Genomic DNA, 18735 nt, shown 5'->3' on the forward strand with positions numbered 1-18735 from the left:
GTTACTCTCCTCATCGAGAACCCTGCCCATTGATGATCTTTGTGTGAGAACTCAGATCATGGACAGGGTTCTCCCTGTTCCGCTAGACCTCGACCACCACAAATCCCCACGATGGTCAAAACACGAGAAGGGCGCCCCGGTCGGTGACCGGGGCGCCCTTTCGGTGTTGGGAGGTTACAGGCCCAGTTCGGGCTCGAAGTTGCCGGCCTCCAGGCGGTCCTTGACCGCGCTCAGGAAGCGGGCCGCGTCGGCGCCGTCGATGATGCGGTGGTCGTACGACAGGGCCAGGTAGACCATCGACCGGACCGCGATGACCTCGCCCAGCTCCGGGTCGTTGACCACGACCGGGCGCTTGACCACGGCACCCGTGCCGAGCATCGCCGACTGCGGCGACGGCACGATCGGGGTGTCGAACAGGGCACCCCGGCTGCCGGTGTTGGTCAGCGTGAAGGTCGCGCCGGCGATCTCGTCCGGGCTGATCTTGTTGGTCCGGGTGCGCTCGGCCAGGTCGGCGACGCGCTTGGCGATGCCGCCCAGGTTGAGGTCACCGGCGTTGTGGATGACCGGCACCAGCAGGCCGCGCTCGGTGTCGACGGCGATGCCGAGGTTCTCGGCGTCCGGGTAGGTGATCGTGCCGGCATCGAGGTCCATGCTGGCGTTGACGATCGGGTACGTCTGGAGCGCCTCGATCGCCGCCAGGGCGAAGAACGGCAGGAACGACAGCTTGACGCCGTGCCGCTGGAGGAACGAGTCCTTCGCCTGCGCCCGCAGCTTGGCAATCTTGGTGACGTCCACCTCGACCACCGTGGTCAGCTGCGCCGTCTCGTGCAGCGACGACAGCATCCGCTTGGCGATGGCCGCGCGGATGCGGGTCAGCTTCTCGGTGGTGCCACGCTTGGCGCTCGGCTGCGGCTTGGCGGCCGGCTGGGCCTTGGTCGTCGCGGCCGGCTGGGTCGGCGCCGGGGCAGGCGCGGCCTTGGCGGCGCGGGCCTTCGCCGCCGCGTCGATTACGTCCTGCTTGCGGATCCGGCCACCGACGCCGGTGCCGTTGACCGAGGCGAGGTCCACGCCGTGTTCACCGGCCAGTTTGCGCACCAGCGGGGTCACGTAACCGGCCGCCTCGCCGTTGCCGCTGGGTGCGGCCGGCTGCGGGGTCGGGGCCGGGGGAGTGGCGGCCTGCTCGGCCTTGGCCGGCTCCGGCGCGGTCTCGGCCTCCGCGGCCGGCTCGTTGTACGACATGCCCGGCGTCGGCTCGGACACCTGCGGCTCGGGCTTGGCCTCCGCCTTCGGCTCGGGCTTCGGCTCCGGCTTGGCCTCGGGGGCACCTCCGGCGGCACCGACCACGGCCAGGGTGGCGCCCACCTCGGCGGTCTCGTCCTCGGCGACCTTGATCTCCAGGAGGGTGCCGGCGACCGGCGAGGGGATCTCGGTGTCGACCTTGTCGGTGGAGACCTCCAGCAGCGGCTCGTCCACCTCGACGGTCTCGCCGACCTGCTTGAGCCAGCGGGTGACCGTACCCTCGGTGACGCTCTCGCCCAGCGCCGGCATCTGCACCGGGGTGCCCTCGCCCGACGGCGCCGCGGCCTGTGCCGGCTGCTCGGCGGGCTCCTCGACGGCCGGCTGCTCCGCCTCGGCCTGCGGCTCCTCGGCCGCCTCGGCGGCCTGCTCGGCGGGAGCCTCCTGCGGGGCGGCTCCGCCGCCGGCCGACTCGCCCTCGCCGGAGATCACCGCCAACTCGCTGCCGACCTCGGCCGTCTCGTCCTCGCCCACCACGATCCGGGTCAGCACGCCGGCCGCGGGGGACGGGATCTCGGTGTCGACCTTGTCGGTGGAAACTTCGAGCAGGGGCTCGTCGACCTCGACGGTCTCACCCTCCTGCTTGAGCCAGCGCGTGACGGTGCCCTCGGTGACGCTCTCGCCGAGCCGGGGCATGGTGACCGATACCGGCATGTTCTCCAGACTCCTTCATTTCCCTGGTGGGGGGATCATCGCCCGTCGCCGGACGCCGCGGGTTACGTCGTGGATCAGGCGTGCGCGTGCAGCGGCTTGCCGGCGAGGGCCAGGTGCGCCTCGCCCAGCGCCTCGTTCTGCGTCGGGTGGGCGTGCACCAGCTGCGCCACCTCGCCCGGGTACGCCTCCCAGTTGTAGATCAGCTGCGCCTCGCCGACCAACTCGCCAACCCGGGCACCGATCATGTGCACGCCGACCACCGGCCCGTCCTCGACCCGGACCAGCTTCACGAAGCCGGCCGTCTTGAGGATCTGGCTCTTGCCGTTGCCGCCGAGGTTGTAGTTGTAAGTCTTGATCTTGTCGGCGCCGTACTGCTCCTTGGCCTTGGCTTCGGTCAGGCCGACCGAGGCCAGCTCCGGGTCGCAGTAGGTGACCCGGGGGATGCCCGCCTCGTCGATCACCGCCGGGTTCTGGCCGGCGATCTCCTCGGCGACGAAGATGCCCTGCTGGAAGCCGCGGTGGGCGAGCTGGAGGCCGGGCACGATGTCGCCGACCGCGTACACGTTCGGCACGTTGGTGCGCAGCCGCTCGTCGGTCAGCACGTAGCCGCGGTCGGTCTTGACGCCCTGCTCCTCGTACCCGAGGTTGGCGGTGTTCGGGCCCCGGCCGACGGCGACCAGCAGCAGCTCGGCCTCGACGGTCTCGCCGCCGGCGATGGTCACCTTGACGCCGTTCTCGGTCTTCTCGACCTTCTCGAACGGCTTGCCGACCTTGAAGTTGATCTTCCGCTTGCGGAACGCCCGCTCCAGCGCCTTCGACGACTCCTCGTCCTCGGCGGCGACCAGCCGGGGCAGTGCCTCGATGATGGTCACGTCCACCCCGAAGGACTTCCACACGCTGGCGAACTCGACGCCGATCACGCCGCCGCCGAGCACGATCGCGGAGCTGGGGACCCGGTCCAGGACCAGGGCGTGGTCGCTGGTGATCACCCGCTCGCCGTCCACCTCCAGGCCCGGCAGGCTCTTGGCGTACGACCCGGAGGCCAGCACGACGTTGCGGCCGGTGTACCGCTTGCCGTCGACCTCGACCGCGTTCGGCGCGACCAGCTTGCCGTGCCCCTCGACGATGGTGATCGACTTGTTGCTCTTGAGCATGCCCTGCAGGCCCTTGTAGAGCCGAGCGATCACGCCGTCCTTGTAGGAGTTCACCGCGGCCATGTCGATGCCGACCAGTTCGGCCTTGACGCCGAACTGCTCGGACTCGCGGGTCTGGTCGGCGATCTCGGCGGCGTGCAGCAGCGCCTTGGTCGGGATGCAGCCGTTGTGCAGGCAGGTGCCGCCGAGCTTGGCCTTCTCGACCAGCGCGACCGTCAGTCCCAACTGCACGGCGCGCAGGGCGGTGGCGTAACCGCCGCTACCACCTCCGAGGATGACGATGTCGAAGGTTGCGTCGTTCGGCTCGCTCACGTCCAACTCCCAGGTCGCTTCGCTGCATCGGGGGTCACGGCGGGGTAACAGGGACACACCCCACCTCGGCCATCTTGTCACCACCGCGCCGCAGCCGCGTACCGAGGTGCCCAACGACACGTTGTCGCCACGTACCCTTGGCACTGCCTTCGATGACGCCACAGGTGGGGAGACGGCTCAGTGGGACTGTTCCGGCGACGCAAGCGGGCACGCGCGGCCGAACCTGACCGTACGGCCAATCGCGCCAATCTGGAGCACCTTGAGAACTTTGTCCGGAGCCGTAAGGGGGTCGAGGCGTTCATCGAGCCGCGTACCACGGTCACCGAGACCACGGTGATCCTGATCGCCGACGACGGCGAGTGGACGCGGCGGCGCATCGACGGGCCGGACGGTGCGCGGCGCTTCGCGTACCGGCTGAGCATCCCGATCTACGACGTGGCACTGATGGGCTATCCGCAGCGGATGCGCGACTACAACGAGCGCCGAAAGCGCCGCCCGGAGTTGTACTGAGTGCGCGCGGGCAGACGCGTTAAAAAGGGCCCCCTGCTATACGCGAGGCGTTAACAGGGGGCCCTTCCTTGCCCGTCAGCCGTTGGCGGCCACGTCGTCGATCAGGTGCAGCAGGGTACGCACCGGTACGCCCGTGCCGCCCTTGGTCCAGTAGCCGGTCGCCTCACCCGCGTGGTACGCCGGACCGGCGATGTCGATGTGCGCCCAGGCGACCTCGTCGGTGACGAACTCGCTCAGGAACACCCCGCCCTGCAACATGTGCCCGGCCCGCTCCATGCCCGCGTTGACCTGCGAGATGTCGGCCACCTCGGAGTTCATGCCCTTGCGTACGTCGTCCGGCAGCGGCATCGGCCAGGCCGGCTCGCCGACCGCGTCGCCGGCCGTACGGACCCGCTCGCACAGCTCGGCGGTGCCCATCACGCCGGAGATCCGCTTGCCCAGCGCGACCACCTGCCCGCCGGTCAGGGTGGAGGTCTCGAAGAGGTAGTCGGTGCCGTCCGCGCAGGCCCGCGCCATCGCGTCACCGAGGATCATGCGGCCCTCGGCGTCGGTGTTGAGCACCTCCACCTTCTTGCCGTTGAACATGGTGATCACGTCGCCCGGCCGGTACGAGGTGCCCGACGGCATGTTCTCCGCGATCGGCAGGTACCCGGTCACCGCCACCGACGGCTTCAGCTGCGCCACCGCCAACATCGTCGCGGCCACCGCCGCCGCGCCGGCCATGTCGGACTTCATCTCCCACATGCCCTGGGCCGGCTTGATCGAGATGCCGCCGGTGTCGAAGGTGATGCCCTTGCCGACCAGCGCCACCCGCTTGCCGGTGCCGCCACCGTCGGGGGTGTAGGTGAGCTTCACCAGGCGCGGCGGGGCCTCCGAGCCCTGCCCGACGGCGATGATGCCGCCGTAGCCGCCCTCGCGGAGCGCGACCTCGTCGAGCACCTCCACGCCGAGGCCGGCCGCCCGGGCGGCCTCGGCGACGGCGTCGGCGAAGACCGGCGGCCGCTGCTCGTTCGGGGCGATGTTGACCCAGTCGCGGGTGATCCGCACCGCGGCGGTCACCGCGGCGGCCCGGGTCACCTCGGCCTGGGCCCCGGCGTCCGCGGCGTCCGGTACGGCGATCAGCACCTCGGCCACCGGCTCGCGCCGGGTCGGCTGCGGCCGGGTCTTGTAACCGGCGAACCGGTACCCGCCCAACTGTGCTCCCTCGGCCACGGCACGCAGCGCGGCGCAGGCGTCGGCGTCGTCGGGCAGCGGCAGGGCGAGCGCCACCCGGGCCGAGCCGGCCAGCGACCGTACGGCGGCCCCCGCGGCCCGACGCAGGGTCTCCGGGTCGGGCGCCGCACCGCTCGGTTCCGGGCCGAGGCCGACCGCGGCGATCACCGGGGCGGTGATGGTGCCCAGGGTCGCCAACTTGATCACCTCGCCCGGCCCGCCGGTGGTGCCGAGCAGCGCGAGCGTCTCGGTCAACTTGCCGTCGAAGGCGGCGGCGATGCTCTCCGCGCCGCTGGCGAGCAGCAGGGTGCCGGTGAGGCCGCTGGTGGCGTCCTGGTCGCCGGTCGTGCTGTGCACGCCGATCACGATCGCGTCGACGGCGAGTTCGGCGGGGTCGGTGTCGACCAGGCTCAGGGTGGTGCTGGGCGATGTCACGGAAGCTGCTCCCGGGCAGGCCGGGCCGGTCGCGTGGTGGCGTACCGGCGGTGGAGTTGGCGGCGGATGGTTTACCCGCCGGACGTTGATGCTGCCCCGCCGGTTCATCCCGGGGGGTCCCGCCGATGCTAACCAGACCGGCGGGTCCCGGTAAGTTGCGACCCATGACCGACGTGACCACCGACGCCGCCGCGACCCGGCTGCGTCGTTCCCCGCTGGCTGAGCGGCACACCGCGCTCGGCGCCAAGTTCGCCCCGTTCGGTGGCTGGGAGATGCCGCTGGAGTACGCCGGTGGCGGGGTGATCCGGGAACACAACGCGGTCCGCACCGACGTCGGCGTGTTCGACGTGTCGCATCTGGGCAAGGCGCGGGTGACCGGCCCGGGGGCGGCGGAGTTCGTCAACGCCTGCCTCAGCAACGACCTGGGCCGGATCGGGCCGGGCCGGGCGCAGTACACCCTCTGCTGCGACGACGCCACCGGCGGCGTGGTGGACGACATCATCGCCTACCTGTACGCCGACGACCACGTCTTCCTGATCCCGAACGCCGCGAACACCGCCGAGGTGGTGCGTCGGCTGCGCGCCGCCGCGCCGCCGCAGGTCACGGTCACCGACGAGCACGAGGCGTACGCCGTCCTGGCGGTGCAGGGCCCGCGCTCGACCGACCTGCTGGACGCCCTGGGACTGCCCACCGGGCACGAGTACATGAGCTTCTCGCCCGCCACCCTCGACGGCGTCGAGTTGACCGTGTGCCGGACCGGCTACACCGGTGAGCGTGGCTACGAACTGGTGGTCCCGGCCGGCGACGCGGTCGCGGTCTGGGACGCGCTGTTCGCCGCCGAGCCGGCCCCGCAGGCGTGCGGGCTGGCCGCCCGGGACACGCTGCGCACCGAGATGGGGTACCCGCTGCACGGGCAGGACCTGTCGCTGGAGATCACCCCGGTGCAGGCCCGCGCGGGTTGGGCGGTCGGCTGGGACAAGCCGGCCTTCTGGGGCCGTACCGCGCTGCTCGCGGAGAAGGCCACCGGCCCGGCGCGTACGCTGCGCGGTCTGACCGCCGTCGACCGGGCCATCCCCCGCCCCGGCATGGCCGTCTACGACGGCGACACCCGCGTCGGCACGGTCACCAGCGGCACCTTCAGCCCCACCAACAAGCAGGGCATCGCCCTCGCACTGATCGACACCACCCCCGCACTCCCCGACGGCCACGAACTCCAGGTGGACGTCCGCAACCGCCGCCTCCCCGTCCGCCTCACCCGCCCCCCCTTCGTCCACCCCTCCGTCAAATAACCCACCCCCCCCACCCCCCCCACCCCCCACCCCGCGCCGCCCGCCCCCCGCGCGGTTGATCAAGAGGTTTGCGTCTCGAACGGCGCCGTTCGAGACGCAAACCTCTTGATCAACGAGGCGGGGCAGGTGCGGGGGCAGGGGCGGGGTCAGGTGGGTGGGGGTGGGTTAGGGGGTGGGGGGTTCGCCGGCGTCCAGGACGGCTTGGGTCCAGCCGCCTTCGATGACGCCGGTGGGGTCGAGTAGGGCCCAGTCGACGATGTCGGTGGCTTCGATCACCACGGGTGAGCCGATGCGTACGGTGGGGTCGGTGTTGGCGTCGCTGGCGCTGGCGCCGACCACCCGCTCCGGGGTGTCCCACGAGGTCACGCTGGCCCAGACGTACTCGGGGCCGTCGTCGCCGGGCAACCCGTACTTGACCACCAGTTGGGTCTCCGGCGGTAGCGCGTCGGCGCGGAACCGGGCCCGGATGTCGCCCAGGCTGGCGCGGGCGGTGGCGATCGCCCGGCTCATCGCGTCACCCGGTCGGGCGTAACGCACGTCGGGCTGGATGCCGGAGAAGAGGGTGGCGCAGGCGGCGGCGAAGTAGCGTCCGGCCGGACCGGGGTGCCCGGCCGGCGGGCGCAGGCTGAGGAACGAGTCGGCGTCCGGGTCGGTGGCCGGGTCGAGTTCCAGCCGTAGCAGCACCGGCGCGGTCGCGCCGTGCTGCTCCGGGTTGCCGTACGCCACCGCGATGTCGTGCCCGGTCACCGTCGCCAGCACCGGCAACTGTACGAACGCCGGCACCTCCTCGCCGGCCAGCCCGTCGGTCCAGTCCCGCAGCAGCCGGCGGGCGGCACCGGTCATCACCGCACCCCAGGCCCGGGTCAGGTGATCCGGCACCCCCTGCGTCTGCAACTCCAGCAGACCGAAACGGCGCAGCCCCTTGGTGGTGAACCACAGCCCTTCGGCGTCCGACGAGTACGGCACCAGGACCCAGTCGACGAGCCGGACCCGGCCCCGGGCGTCGGGCAGCGACCGCAGCGCCGTCGCCGGGTCCAGGAACTGCAACCCGAACACGTCCACCACGTCGCTGCCGACCGCCTCGGCGACCGCCGCGGCCACCGCCCGGGCCGCCCACTCGTGCGCCGGTGGCCAGCCCGGCCGGTACTCGGCCTGCACCACCACCAGGTGGCTGGCGGTGGCCAGCCGATCCAGCTGCGCCGCACTCGCGCCGAACGCCGTGAGCAGGTCCGGCGGCAGCTCGGGAAACTCGCCGATCGGGCGTACGTCGACGCTCATCAGCGGACTGTCGAGCATCTGCTTGGCCAGCCCGTGCACCGGCTCGGCCAGCCGACCGACCAGGCCACGCACCGCGGTCCGGGCGCTCACCGCCGGCAGTCCCGCCGTCGGCACCAGGTACGTCGCGCTGAGCGACTCGGGGACCGGAACGGGCAGGAAGTCGTCGGTGATGAGCATGAGGTCCCCCGGGAGGCCGCGCCGGTGCTGTCGTGGGAGAACGCTACCCGCCGGTGCCGGCCCAGCTCAGCCGGACAGCACCAGTCCCAGGTAGACCAGCGTGGTGACCAGTTCGACGCAGGCGCCGAGTACGTCGCCGGTGATCCCGCCGAGTCGGCGTACCACGTGTCGCACCAGCGTGGCCACGACGGCGAGGGCGGCGAGCACGGCCAGCGGCCCCTGCCAGGGGCGGCCCGGTACCGCCACCACCGCCAGCAGGGTGACCGCCACGATGCCGGCGGCCAGGGCGACCGGGCCGACGGTGCCGGCCACCAGCGCGCCGAGCCCGTCCGGTCGGGCCGCCGGAACACCCCGCCGGCAGGCCAGCGTCACCCCGAGCCGACCGGCTGCGGTGGCGGTGACGATCGCCGCGAGTACGGCCGGACCCGGCCCGCCGGCCAGCTCGGCCAACGCCGCCGCCTGCACCAGCAGGACGAGCACCAGCGCGACCACGCCGAACGGCCCGACGTCCGGCTTCTTCATGATCTCCAACGCGGCCGGTCCCCGCCGGTACGACCCCAGCGCGTCCACGGTGTCGGCCAGCCCGTCCAGATGCAGACCCCGGGTGAGCAGGGCGCTCACCGCGACGGCCACGGCGGCGGCGACCAGCGGCGCGGTGAACGAGCCGAGCAGCAGCAGTACGCCGGCGGTCGGTACGGCGAGCAGTGCACCGACCGCCGGGGCGAGCGCCATCGCCGTACCGGCGGTGGCCCGGTCGACGCGGCCGGTGGGTACCGGCGCGACGGTGAAGGTGGTCAGGGCCAGCCTCGCCCCGGCAGCGAGCCGGAGATCAGCCGGCACGCGAGCCGGAGTTCTCCGCCGGCTGTGCCGGTTCCGTGCTGGTCGGTCCGGGGCCGTCGGGCTCGGGTTCGCGGAAGTCGGGCTCGTCCTCCTCGACCGGCGCTTCCGGCGTCTCGTCGGTCTTGTCGCGGTCCGGGCGGGCCGGTAGCGCGGCGGCCAGCGTCAGCACCGAACGCAGCAACGGCAGCACGGTCAGCGCGTTCGCCCCCTCGCCGAGGTCCAGCTTCAGCTCGACCAGCGGGTCCAGGCCGAGCACGTCGGCGGCGAGCCGGACGGCGGGGTGCCCGCCGTGGTCGGCCAACAGGCACCAGTGCCGCGCCTGGCCGGCGAGATCCCGGCTGACCAGCCCTGCGGCCACCCCGACCGGGCCGTCGAGCAGCACCGGGGTCCGGCGCGCGGTGGCGCCCAGCAGGATGCCGGTGGCCAGGGCGATGTCCCCGCCGCCGAGTTGCGCCAGCACGTCCTTGGCGTCGCGGGAGGAGCGTCGGATGCGGTGCAGCGCGTCCCGGATCGCCGCGCAGCGCTGCATCCAGGCCGCGTCGTCGAACTCACCGTCCTCGGTGACCACCCGGCCGAGCACCGCGGGTGGTTCGGCCCCGGCGGTCGCCGCGAGCACGGCAGCCGCCGCGGCCTCGGTGCCGGCGCCGCACGCCGCCAGCACCAGCAGTTGTACGCCCGCGTCCACGGCCTCCTCGGCCAGCCGCCAGCCGTAGCGCAGCGCCGCCTCTACCTGCTCGACGGTGAGCGCCGGGCCGTGTTCGATCGGCGCCGCGGTCGGCGCCTCGATCACCTGGAGACTCGCTCCGCCCTCGGCGGCCAGTCGGGCGAGTACGCCCTGACCGGCGCGGGCCTGGTCGGCGCGGCGGGCGGACTCGCCGGGCCGGGTGCCCGCGGCGGCACCGCCCTCGTGATCGCCGTGCAGCAGCAGGACCCGTACCGACCGCCAGGGCGCCGGGGTCGGGGTGCCCTGGGTGGCGGCGGCGAACGAGACCACCTTTTCCAGGACACCGAAGCCGATGCCGGGTACGTCCAGGGTGGCCAGCCGGTCCACCGACTGCGGGCCGGTGTACTCGTCGGGCATCGGCAGTTCCATGCCGGGCTGGATGACCAGTCCGCTGGCGGCCACCGGCAGGCTCATGGTGGGTGCGGTCCAGCCGTTGACGTCGCCACCGGCGGACGCCGACCCGACCGGCACCTCCGGCGTCGTCACCGGCGGGGAGGCGGCCGGCGCGGGGACACCGCCGTCGACGACCGTCGGGCCGGCCTGCGCGGGCACCGTCGTGCCGGCCGCGGCGACTGCGTTGGCGGTGGGGCGCGGGCCGGACGTCGAAGCCGGCGCGGCGGCCGGCTTCAGCTGGGCCGGCTGGCCGGCGACCACCAGGACAACCCTGTCGCAGACGTCCGCCACGGCCCGGTTGACCACGCCCAGTGCGTCGGTGAACGCCCGGCCCAGCGGCGTCGCCGGCACCAGTGAGAGCCCGACCTCGGGGCTGACCAGCACCAGCCGGGCCGCACAGCCGTGCACGGCGGTGACCAGCTCGTCGATCGTGGCGGTGTCGTCGGCCGGCTGGTGAGCGGGATCGAGGAGCACCGTGACCCAGCCGCCGAGGTCGTCGACGAGCAGCGTCTCGTCCGGCCGGGCGGCAGCGATCACGTCGGCGAGCCGGCGCGGCTCGCTCGCGGTCTCCTCCGTGCTCCAGCTGACCGGCCGGCGTGCGCGGTGCGCGGCGAGCCGGGCCGCCCACTCCGCGTCGTCGTCCGCGCTCGCGGCCGTGGCCACGTACCGAACCGTGGCGGCGTCGGCCACCAGCGATTCGGCGAACTCCGACTTGCCGGAGCGGATGCCGCCCAGCACCAGGACCCTGTTCCACCCGTCGAGGGACATGTTCGTACCTTACGACCAGCGGGCCCGGACGGGCACCGCAGGTTCACCGGGCAGCCCGACGCCCGGCGTCGGTCACCGCCCGTCCGGGGCTTGGTAGAAGTAGTCGTTCGGGTTGACGTCGGCGGGCTTGGGGTCCTGCTGCCAGGCACCCTCGCCGGGGCGTGCGACGAGAGCGTCGATGAGTTCCTCCCGGTCCATCTCGCGTGCCCCCTCGATGCCTCCGCGTACCGCGATGTCGCGCAGTTCCGCCGTGTCCATCTCCGGTATCGGCTTGGTCATCGCCCCTCCTGTCCAGATCCCGTTTCAGGACGAGTTACCCGGCGGTGCGCTGGTGAACCTCGTACCACCACCCGATCGGCGCCCGTGGCCAGGCCGGCGCACCGGCGGACGACTACGCTGGCGAGGGTCCGTCCCACGGGACATCAGCGGCGAGGGGAGACGCGCACATGGCGTGGAGCTGGCGGTACGAGGGCGCGAACGGCGAGTCGGTCGACGGACCGGCCGAGTCGTTCAGCAGCCAGGCAGACGCCGAGTCCTGGATCGGCCAGACCTGGCGCGAGCTCGCGGCGTCCGGCGTCACCTCGGTCGCGCTCGTCGAGGACGATCGGGTGGAATACCGGATGAGCCTGCTGCCAGTGGCCGAGTGATGACTCCCCGGGACGCCGAGCCGTTGGTGCTCGGGGTGCCCCGGGCGGCCTTCCGACCCAGCCCGATCTTCCTCGCCCTGGTCGCACTGCTGGTCACCTGCGGCGTGCTGGCCTGGCACGGCATCGGCAACGTCCGGCTCGCCGTCTTCGGGTTCGTCGTCTCCGGCTGGGTGGTTTCGCTCTGTCTGCACGAGTACGCGCACGCGGTGGTGGCGTACCGGTTCGGCGACCGGGGGGTGGCCCATCGCGGCTACCTGACGTTGAATCCGCTGAAGTACACCCACCCGCTGCTGTCGATCGTGTTGCCGGTGGTGGTGGTGCTGCTTGGCGGCATCGGTCTGCCGGGCGGCGCGGTCTGGGTGGACCGGCACGTGATTCCCGGGCGGTTGCGACACACCCTGGTCAGCCTCGCCGGCCCGGCCACCAACGTGCTGTTCGCCCTGGTGCTGGTGGTGGTGCTGCGGCTCGGCGCGCCGGGCGGCGGCCCGGTCGAGTTCTGGGCCGCGGTGGCCCTGCTCGGCTTCCTCCAACTCACCGCGAGTGTGCTCAACCTGCTGCCGGTACCCGGGCTGGACGGCGGCAACATGATCCAGCCGTGGCTCAACTCGCAGTGGCGGCGGATGTACGACCTGTTCGCCCCGTACGGCTTCATCCTGCTCTTCGCCCTGCTGTGGAACCCGCGCATCGGTGGCTGGTTCTTCTCGGCGGTCTTCGTGGTCGCCGATTTCCTCGGCCTGCCGCCGTGGCTCTACGCCACCGGCCTGGAACTGGTCCGCTTCTGGAGCTGAGCCGACGGCGAGCGCCGGGACGTGACCGGGCCGGCCAGCACCACGTGCCGGCCGGCCCGGATCGGATCAGGGCCGCTCGGCCGGCGACTCGGTGCGGGCCGGGTCCCGTTCGGTCACCGGGTCGACGATCTCGTCGATCGCCTTGAGCAGGGCGGCGTCGAGCTTGACGCCCGCCGCCTTGACGTTGTCGTACACCTGCTCGGGGCGGGACGCGCCGATGATGGCCGACGAGACGTTCGGGTTCTGCAGCACCCAGGCGATCGCCAGCTGACCCATGGTCAGCCCCGCCTGGTCGGCCAGCGGGCGCAGCTGCTGGACGCGGGTCAGCACGTCGTCGGTGAGCCACTTGGCGATGAAGCCCGCCCCGGACTTCTCGTCGGTGGCCCGGGAACCGGCCGGCGGCGGCTGACCGGGGAGGTACTTGCCGGTCAGCACGCCCTGCGCCATCGGCGACCAGACGATCTGCCCGATGCCCAGTTCCTCACTGGTGGGGACGACCTCGCTCTCGATGACCCGCCAGAGCATCGAGTACTGCGGCTGGCTGGAGACCAGCGGGATGCGCAGTTCCCGGGCCAGCGCGTGGGCCTCGCGGATCTGCGACGCCTTCCACTCGGAGACACCGATGTAGTGCGCCTTGCCGGAGTGCACGACGTCGGCGAACGCCTCCATCGTCTCCTCCAGCGGCGTGCTGTAGTCGTACCGGTGGGCCTGGTAGAGGTCCACGTAGTCGGTGCGCAGCCGGCGCAGCGAACCGTTGATCGACTCCATGATGTGCTTGCGGGACAGGCCCCGGTCGTTGCGACCCGGGCCGGTGGGCCAGTACACCTTGGTGAAGATCTCCAGGCCCTCGCGCCGTTCGCCCTCCAGCGCCCGGCCGAGGACCTCCTCGGCCCGGGTGCCGGCGTACACGTCGGCGGTGTCGAAGGTGGTGATGCCGGCGTCCAGGGCGGCTCGGACGCAGGCGAACGCCGCATCCTCCTCGACCTGCGAGCCATGGGTGATCCAGTTGCCGTACGAGATCTCGCTGACCATCAGGCCGGAACGGCCCAGGTGTCGGAATTCCATACCCCGAGCCTAGTGCGCCCCTGTCCCACGCCGCCGAGTTGATCGAGCCGGATCGGGTGGGCGGGCGGCCAGTGCACCGAATCATGATGGAATGCCGGCCCTGGTCCGGGGCGTCAGCGCACCGCGCCCGCGTCGGGGCACCGGTCCCGCGTCAGCGCACCGCTCCCGCGTCAGAGCACCGGGGTGGCGTCGGTGAGCAACGCCTCGATCTCCGCGACGACCTCGTCCGGGTGGTGGAACACCGGATCGATCAGCGGCCCGCCCCGCCGGTCGAGCGCACCCCACCGCCCACCACCGTTGGTCGCCAGGAAGGCCACCGGGTGGATGAGCAGCACCGGATGTGCCGGCGCGACGAGCACCTGGCCGGTCCGGTCCACCACACCCTTGCGCCCGGCCAGGTCGACCACGGCCAACCCCTCGTCGGTGAAGCCGTCGACGTACCGGCCGTCGGCGAGAGTGGTGTGGAAGCCGTGGTAGCGGGTCGGCACCACGATCCGGCCGGTCCGGTCGACGGCCCCCCAGCCCTCCCGGCGTACCGCCGCCACTCCCTTGTGGAAGGGACGCACGTCGGCGAAGCCGGGCGGCACGACCACCTCACCACTCGCGTCGATGGCCAGCCAGCCGCTCTCGTCGCGTACCACCCAGGCCAGGCCGTCGGAGTACGGCCGGGCGGCGAGGTAGGTCGCTGCGATCACCACCTTGCCGGTCAGGTCGATCAACGACCAGCGGTCCGCCTCCGAGCCACGGACCCAGGCCAGCCCGTCCCGGAACGGCTGCGCCTCGACGTACCGCGCCGGCACGACCATGTCACCGTCGGCGTCCGCGTAACCCCACAGGCCCTGACCACCGTCGCGGGCGGGCACCGGGGCCCGGTCCCGGTCCAACACCTCGTCCCAACCACGGGGGTACGGCCCGAAGCCCCGCTCCGCGGCCCGTGCCGCCACCGCGTCCAGCCCGATCCGGACCCGGGCGAGCAACTCGGCGTCACCCTCGCCGCGCAGGTCGAGGGCCCGTTCGAAGTGATGGCACGCCTCCATCAGCCGGCCCTGGTCGTAGCAGCAGCGGGCGGCATGCTCGTGCAGGGCGGCGCGCAACCGGTCCGGCAGCTCCGCCGAGTTCGCCTCCGCGAACAGCCGATCGGCCTCGGCGAATTCCCCTCGCCAGCGCAGCACGTGCGCCAACCGCGCCTGGGCCAACGCGGCGCGGCGCAGTTCGCCGGTCGCCTCGGCGTAGGTCAGCGCCATCCGACCGTCGTCCAGCGCCTCGTCGAGGTCGCCGAGCACCCGCGAGGCCACCGCCCGCAGGCTCAACAGCCGCGCCCGGGACCGGTTGTCGAGGGCCGAGGCGAGCTTGTCGGTGAGCCGATCCCGGACCGCCCGTAGCTCCTCCGGGTCGTCCACGACCTCCCGCAGCGTCTCCGGTTCCAGGCGCCACCGGTAGCTGGCCAACACCTGTTCCGGGTCGGCCGGCGGCTCCGGTTCCGGCTCCTCGTCCGCCGCCGGGTCCGCCGCCTGCGCATCGTCGGCCGCCTGCACGTCGTCCGCGGGTGGCGCGGATACCGGCGGCGCCGACACCGGTGACTCCGGCGAGGTGGTGGTGGGCGCTGTCGTGACCGGTGCCCCGAGTTCCGGCGCGGCCGGGGGTGCGGAGATCGGTGCTGCGGTTGCCGGCGGCGCGGAGGTTGGTGCGGACGCGGGCACGGAGGTCGACGCCGCTGCCACCGGCGGTGCGGACACCGGCGTGTAAGGCGGTGCGGACACCGGCGTGTAAGGCGGTGCGGACACCGGCGTGTACGGGGGTGCGGAGATCGGCGGCGTGTACGGCGGTGCGGAGATCGGCGGCGCGGGCGGTGCGGAGATCGGTGCGGCGGTGATCGGTGGTGCGGGTGTCGTGGAGGCGGGCGGCGCCGAGACGGGTGCTGCCGGGAACGGCGGTGCGGAGATCGGTGCTGCGGGCGGTGCGGACACCGGCGGCGCTGGCGGTGCGGAGACGGGCGCCTGTCGCGGTGGTGCCGGGATCGGGCCGGCCGGCGGCCCGGAAACCGGTGCTGCCGGTGGTCCGGACATCGGCGGCCCGGAGATCGGCCGTTCGGCGGCCGGTGGTGCGGAGGCTGGCCGATCGATGGTTGGTGGTGCGGTGGCTGGCCGATCGACGGCCGGTGGCACGGAGTTTGGCCGAGCGGTCCCCGTCGACGATCTCGGCGACGGTGCCGACTGCACGGGGCCCTGGCTCGGCGGGGCGGAAACCGGCGAGGTGGGCGATCCCCGGCGCGGCGCTTCTGCCGGCGGTGGGGTGGAGACCGATCCGGCGGCGAACGGTGCTGGCGAGACAGGCCGTGCGGGTTCCGGCTCGGTTGCCGGCCACACCGGCCCGAAGCTGCTCGCGGCCTCGGAGTTGTTGTCCGACCCGCCGCGCCGGGTGCGATCCGGATGCTCGTCGAAAACCGGTGCGTCGGTGCGATCGGGCGTGGCGGCGGAGGCGGGAGGGGCTGAGCCGAACCACGCCTGCGGTCCATTCGACGGCGGCTCGGCCTGGGCCGGGGTGGACGGCTCCGGAGTCGGTGGGACGTACCGGGTGGCGGGCGCCGGGGGCACCGCCGCCGGGCCCTGACCACCGACCGGCGGTGCGGCCGGGAAACCGGCCCGCGCGGCCGGAGCGTCCATGACGTCGGGCCCGCCGCCAGAGCGGCCGGGCGGTGGGCCGACCAGCGGCTGATCCGTGGACCTCGCGGACCGGGCCACCTGGTCGGCGTACGGTGCGGACCGGTCCGCCTGGTCGGCGTACGGAGCCTGCCGGTCTGGCTGGTCGGCGTACGGTGCGGACCGGTCTGGCTGGTCGGCGTACGGTGCGGACCGGTCCGGCTGGTCGGCGTATGGAGCCTGCGGGTCCGGCTGGTCGGTGTACGGAGCGTGCCGACGCGGCGGCTGGTCGGTGGGCCGGCCCGGCGGCCCGGATGTTGGTCCTGGCGTTGCCGGACCAGGAACGGGCGACTGCATCGGCGGTGCCGATACCGGCGGGCGGGCCGGCGGTGCCGACACCGGCGGGCGGGCCGGCGGTGCCGACACCGGTACTGATGGTGGTGCGGAGACCGGTCGGTGGACGGGTGGTGCGGAGACCGGCGGGTGGATGGGGGGTCCGGCGGCCGGGGGTGCGGACGCGACCGTTGGCGCCGGGACCGAGGGCGGGGTGGCCACCACGGGTTGATCCTGCAGCGGCGCGGGCCGGACCTGGTGCTCGTGCAGTGGTGCCGGGCGAACCTCGTGCTGGTGCAGCGGCGCGGGGCGGACGGTGTCGCCGCCCGCTGCCCGCTCCGCTGCGGAGGCGGCCGGCTGCTCCTGAACCGGCCCGGGACGCTCGGGCCGGTGCTGGTCGGAACGCACGGCGCCGGGACGCTCCCGGCCCGGCCCGGCGGTGTCGGCCCAGTCGCGGGCCCGGACCGGGGTGTCGGGCCGGTCGCGGGCCGGGACTGATGCCGCAGGCCGGTCGTGGCGTGGCGGGGCGGTGTCGGACCGGTCCCATTCCGGGGCGGGGGAGACCGGTCGGGCCCGCCCGGCGGCGGGGGAGACCGGTCGATCCTGCTCCGGGGCAGGGGACACCGGCTGGTCGGGCACCACCGACAGGTGACGGCGCGGCGGATCGCGATCGGGCGCGGGCGAGACGGGCCGATCGGAACCCGGCCCCTGCGCGGCCGGACGGTCGACGAACCGTTCCGACCCGGGCAGGTCGTGACGTGCGGCTGGTCGCCGGTCGTCGCGTCGGTCGCCGGTTTCCGGAACTGCGGGACGCTGGTACTCCCGGTGGTCCCGGCCGTTGCTCGGGCGCAACGGGCCCGGCTCCGGCCAGGGCAGGTCGCGGCCCGGCGGTCCGGCGTACCCCTGCGGATCCCCGGAAGGCGGCTCGGTACGGGCACGCTCCGGCGACCAGTCGGGGCGACCCCCCTCGTCGCGCGGTCCACGGGCCGGCTCGTCGTCGACGTAACCGTCGGGGTACGGGGCCGCGTCGGGGTCGCCGACGCCGAACTCCTCCCGGTAGCCGTCCACCCTCGGCCCGTCGGCGTACGCGGGCTGACCGGGGTGGCTGCTCCACTGGTAGCGGGGGCGCCCCGAGGTGTCGCCTGTGGATCGTCGGTCGGAATCCTCGGCGGGGCGGTGGGCGGCGGGGCGGCGAACCTCCTCGCCCGGCTCGGATTCCCAACCGCGCTCCGGCCGACCAGCTGGGGAGACCGGAGCGCCACGCCGATACTGATCCCGATCGGTGGGCTCGGACCGGCGTGGCCGTTGGGCGTACCGGTCGGCATCGCGGTCGCGCCACTCCGGTTCACGCTGCGAATACCGGTCGGGCTCGCGCCGGTCAGGTTCGCGGCGGTCGGGCTCGCGCCGGTCGGCCTCGCGGCGGTCGGGCTCGCGCCGGTCGGCCTCGCGGCGGTCAGGTTCGCGGCGGTCGGGCTCGCGCCGGTCGGCCTCGCGGCGGTCGGGCTCGCGCCGGTCGGGTTCGCGGCGGTCGGGTTCGCGGCGGTCAGGTTCGCGCCGGTCAGGTTCGCGGCGGGAGTACCGGTCTGGGCCGCGTCGCTCGCGCGGCTCGAAGCCGCCTCGGTCCCGGCGATCCGGATCCCGTTGCGGGTACCCGTCGAGGTCGTGCGGGGAGTACCGGTCAGGGTCGCGTTGGTCGCGGCGCGGCGGCGCGCCGGTGGCCCCCATCGCCTGTGGACCCACGTCGGACCAGGTGACGCCGTCGCGTCCCCGTACCGGCTCGGCGGGCTGCGACCACCGCCCGTCCGGCCGGGGCTGCGCCGGCCGGTTGCCCGGGTAGGGGGCCTGGTCGTAGGGACGTGCTCCGTTGGCGCTGTCGGGCTGGCGCTGCTCGAATGCGTCCTGTCGACCCGGCCAGCCGTCCGGCTCGTCGTCCCAGGACCGACCCACGTACGTGCCGTCCGGCCTGGTCGGTGCCAGGGGTGGCACCTCGGCCCGCCCGACGGCACTGGCCCGGCCCCGGGCCGGTGGCGGCTGGTGGTCGATGCCGATGTCGCCCGGGTAGCGCTGCCCCGGAAACTGCGGCTGCCATTCGGTCGTCGGCTCGACGACCCAGGACGGTTCGGCGGGATCATGCCACCGGTCGGCGTAGCCGCGACTCATCCGCCGGACCCGTCGCGGCGTCCAGGGCGTGGCCGGTGGGCAGCGGGATGCGTGGGGACGA

At 73.5% G+C, this 18735-nt stretch carries 13 protein-coding genes; 4 read left to right on the forward strand and 9 right to left on the reverse strand.

Annotated elements, in window-relative coordinates:
- Positions 1-174: 174 nt before the first annotated feature.
- Both sucB and lpdA read right to left on the reverse strand, forming a co-directional pair.
- On the reverse strand, positions 175-1950 hold the full coding sequence (sucB, locus tag E0H26_RS09500; RefSeq protein ID WP_131303210.1) for a 2-oxoglutarate dehydrogenase, E2 component, dihydrolipoamide succinyltransferase: 1776 nt from the start codon (positions 1948-1950) through the stop codon (positions 175-177).
- Positions 1951-2024: 74 nt separating this feature from the next.
- Complete coding sequence (gene lpdA, locus E0H26_RS09505; protein ID WP_131303211.1) at positions 2025-3416, reverse strand: dihydrolipoyl dehydrogenase; 1392 nt, start codon at positions 3414-3416, stop codon at positions 2025-2027.
- 180 nt (positions 3417-3596) lie between these two features.
- Here lpdA and E0H26_RS09510 point away from each other — a divergent pair, with 180 nt between their 5' ends.
- Entirely contained in the window at positions 3597-3926 is a 330-nt protein-coding gene (locus E0H26_RS09510) for a hypothetical protein (protein ID WP_131303212.1), read from the forward strand.
- Between the two features lie 75 nt (positions 3927-4001).
- Here the strand turns inward: E0H26_RS09510 and E0H26_RS09515 are convergent, their stop codons facing one another.
- Positions 4002-5573, reverse strand: coding sequence for a leucyl aminopeptidase (locus E0H26_RS09515; RefSeq protein ID WP_131303213.1), 1572 nt, complete (start codon positions 5571-5573; stop codon positions 4002-4004).
- 164 nt (positions 5574-5737) lie between these two features.
- On the opposite strand from E0H26_RS09515, the gene gcvT reads away from it, so the two are divergent.
- Entirely contained in the window at positions 5738-6862 is a 1125-nt protein-coding gene (gene gcvT, locus E0H26_RS09520) for a glycine cleavage system aminomethyltransferase GcvT (RefSeq protein WP_131303214.1), read from the forward strand.
- Positions 6863-7027: 165 nt separating this feature from the next.
- Here the strand turns inward: gcvT and E0H26_RS09525 are convergent, their stop codons facing one another.
- The 4 genes from E0H26_RS09525 to E0H26_RS09540 all read right to left on the reverse strand — a co-directional run bounded on the left by E0H26_RS09525 (position 7028) and on the right by E0H26_RS09540 (position 11321).
- The gene (locus tag E0H26_RS09525) at positions 7028-8317 is read right to left on the reverse strand and encodes a DUF2314 domain-containing protein (protein WP_131303215.1); all 1290 of its coding nucleotides are present in this window, start codon (positions 8315-8317) and stop codon (positions 7028-7030) included.
- 66 nt (positions 8318-8383) lie between these two features.
- A complete protein-coding gene (locus E0H26_RS09530) occupies positions 8384-9157 on the reverse strand; it encodes an adenosylcobinamide-GDP ribazoletransferase (protein WP_131303216.1) in 774 nt (257 codons plus the stop codon).
- Positions 9147-11042: a bifunctional adenosylcobinamide kinase/adenosylcobinamide-phosphate guanylyltransferase gene (gene cobU / locus E0H26_RS09535; RefSeq protein ID WP_131303217.1), complete on the reverse strand. Its 1896-nt coding sequence runs from the start codon at positions 11040-11042 to the stop codon at positions 9147-9149. Before cobU ends, E0H26_RS09530 begins: the two co-directional genes overlap by 11 nt.
- A gap of 72 nt (positions 11043-11114) precedes the next feature.
- Positions 11115-11321, reverse strand: a complete 207-nt coding sequence (locus E0H26_RS09540; RefSeq protein ID WP_131303218.1) for a hypothetical protein — start codon at positions 11319-11321, stop codon at positions 11115-11117.
- Between the two features lie 167 nt (positions 11322-11488).
- On the opposite strand from E0H26_RS09540, the gene E0H26_RS09545 reads away from it, so the two are divergent.
- Together E0H26_RS09545 and E0H26_RS09550 are read left to right on the forward strand one after the other, a co-directional pair.
- Complete coding sequence (locus E0H26_RS09545; RefSeq protein WP_131303219.1) at positions 11489-11689, forward strand: hypothetical protein; 201 nt, start codon at positions 11489-11491, stop codon at positions 11687-11689.
- Positions 11689-12477 (forward strand): site-2 protease family protein, encoded by a 789-nt coding sequence (locus E0H26_RS09550; protein WP_131303220.1) that lies wholly within the window; start codon positions 11689-11691, stop codon positions 12475-12477. The genes E0H26_RS09545 and E0H26_RS09550 overlap by 1 nt, the downstream gene beginning before the upstream one ends.
- Before the next feature lie 66 nt (positions 12478-12543).
- Here E0H26_RS09550 and E0H26_RS09555 read toward each other — a convergent pair whose 3' ends face one another.
- Positions 12544-13542 carry an aldo/keto reductase family protein gene (locus E0H26_RS09555; RefSeq protein ID WP_131303221.1) on the reverse strand — a complete coding sequence of 333 codons (999 nt, stop codon included), beginning with the start codon at positions 13540-13542 and terminating at the stop codon, positions 12544-12546.
- Between the two features lie 170 nt (positions 13543-13712).
- Positions 13713-18674 carry a WG repeat-containing protein gene (locus tag E0H26_RS29800; RefSeq protein WP_240742088.1) on the reverse strand — a complete coding sequence of 1654 codons (4962 nt, stop codon included), beginning with the start codon at positions 18672-18674 and terminating at the stop codon, positions 13713-13715.
- Positions 18675-18735 lie beyond the last annotated feature (61 nt).

Origin of the sequence: Micromonospora zingiberis (genome assembly GCF_004331455.1) — a bacterium.
Taxonomy (GTDB): domain Bacteria; phylum Actinomycetota; class Actinomycetes; order Mycobacteriales; family Micromonosporaceae; genus Micromonospora; species Micromonospora zingiberis.

What these genes read in the sequence shown, in the direction of transcription:
- E0H26_RS09550 (WP_131303220.1), top strand. Translation starts at nt 11,689, where the DNA reads ATGACTCCCCGGGACGCCGAGCCGTTGGTGCTCGGGGTGCCCCGGGCG.
- E0H26_RS29800 (WP_240742088.1), bottom strand. Translation starts at nt 18,674, where the DNA reads ATGAGTCGCGGCTACGCCGACCGGTGGCATGATCCCGCCGAACCGTCC.
- cobU (WP_131303217.1), bottom strand. Translation starts at nt 11,042, where the DNA reads ATGTCCCTCGACGGGTGGAACAGGGTCCTGGTGCTGGGCGGCATCCGC.
- sucB (WP_131303210.1), bottom strand. Translation starts at nt 1,950, where the DNA reads ATGCCGGTATCGGTCACCATGCCCCGGCTCGGCGAGAGCGTCACCGAG.
- gcvT (WP_131303214.1), top strand. Translation starts at nt 5,738, where the DNA reads ATGACCGACGTGACCACCGACGCCGCCGCGACCCGGCTGCGTCGTTCC.
- E0H26_RS09525 (WP_131303215.1), bottom strand. Translation starts at nt 8,317, where the DNA reads ATGCTCATCACCGACGACTTCCTGCCCGTTCCGGTCCCCGAGTCGCTC.
- E0H26_RS09545 (WP_131303219.1), top strand. Translation starts at nt 11,489, where the DNA reads ATGGCGTGGAGCTGGCGGTACGAGGGCGCGAACGGCGAGTCGGTCGAC.
- E0H26_RS09555 (WP_131303221.1), bottom strand. Translation starts at nt 13,542, where the DNA reads ATGGAATTCCGACACCTGGGCCGTTCCGGCCTGATGGTCAGCGAGATC.
- E0H26_RS09540 (WP_131303218.1), bottom strand. Translation starts at nt 11,321, where the DNA reads ATGACCAAGCCGATACCGGAGATGGACACGGCGGAACTGCGCGACATC.